Origin of the sequence: Isoptericola sp. NPDC057391, from assembly GCF_042668085.1 — a bacterium.
GTDB lineage: Bacteria > Actinomycetota > Actinomycetes > Actinomycetales > Cellulomonadaceae > Isoptericola.
The window spans coordinates 1-1,008 of the sequence record NZ_JBHVBO010000343.1 but is presented as its reverse complement, the minus strand read 5'-3'; the positions used below and the strand labels follow the sequence as shown (position 1 = coordinate 1,008).

At 71.9% G+C, this 1,008-nt stretch carries 1 protein-coding gene; it reads left to right on the top strand.

What is annotated here, in order from left to right; all coding sequences use genetic code 11:
• Positions 1-22: 22 nt before the first annotated feature.
• A partial coding sequence (locus ACFUVW_RS20885; protein ID WP_430573208.1) for a RimK family alpha-L-glutamate ligase occupies positions 23-1,008 on the top strand: 986 nt, incomplete at its 3' end.

Genomic DNA, 1,008 nt, shown 5'->3' with positions numbered 1-1,008 from the left:
CGCCGCGCACTAGGCTCGGCGCGTGACCACGACGAAGCGCATCGGACTCGCCACCTGTCAGGCTCTCCCCGGCCTCGACGCCGACGACCGTCCCCTGATCGAGGAGCTCGCGGACCGCGGGTTCCGTGCCGAGCCCCTGGTGTGGGACGACCCGGACATCGACTGGTCGGACTTCGACCTCGTCGTCGTCCGCTCGACGTGGGACTACTCGCCCCGACGCGACGAGTTCGTCGCCTGGGCGCGGCAGGTGCCGCGGCTCGTCAACCCCGCGGACGTCATCGCCTGGAACACGGACAAGGGGTATCTGCGCGTCCTCGAGGAGGCCGGGATCCCGGTCATCCCCACGATCTGGCTGGACCCGGCGCGGCACCTGTCGAAGCGCGCCGTGCACACGAGGATGCCGGCCTTCGGCGACTTCGTCGTCAAGCCGGTGGTGGGCGCGGGCGCCAAGGACGCGGGCCGCTACCAGCCGGTCAGCGCGCAGTCCCGCGCCCTGGCGATCAGCCACGCGGTCGGGCTGCTCGACGCGGGGCGCGCCGTGATGATCCAGCCCTACGTGACGTCGGTCGACACGGCGGGCGAGACGGGCCTCGTCTTCGTCGACGGCGAGCTGCTCCACGCGGTGCGCAAGAACGCCCTGCTCACGGGCCCGAGCAGCGACTCGGACGAGCCGTACCTGCGCGAGCAGATGATGCCCGCGCAGGCGACGCCGGAGCAGGTGGACGTGGCCCGGCGGGCGCTCGCCGTCGCCGCGGAGCAGCTGGACCTCGACCGGCCGCTGCTGTACGCGCGCGTCGACCTCGTGACCGGGGACGACGGCACGCCGATGGTCATCGAGCTGGAGCTCACCGAGCCGTCCCTGTGGCTGCAGCACGACGGCGACGGCGACCCCGTACGCGAGGAGATTGCGCAGGATCGTGTCGACGATCCGCGGCCCCCCGCTGTTCCTCGGCATCCGCCTATTCTTGCAGCCGCCTTGAACGTGTTCAATGCCACACGGGCCGCAGG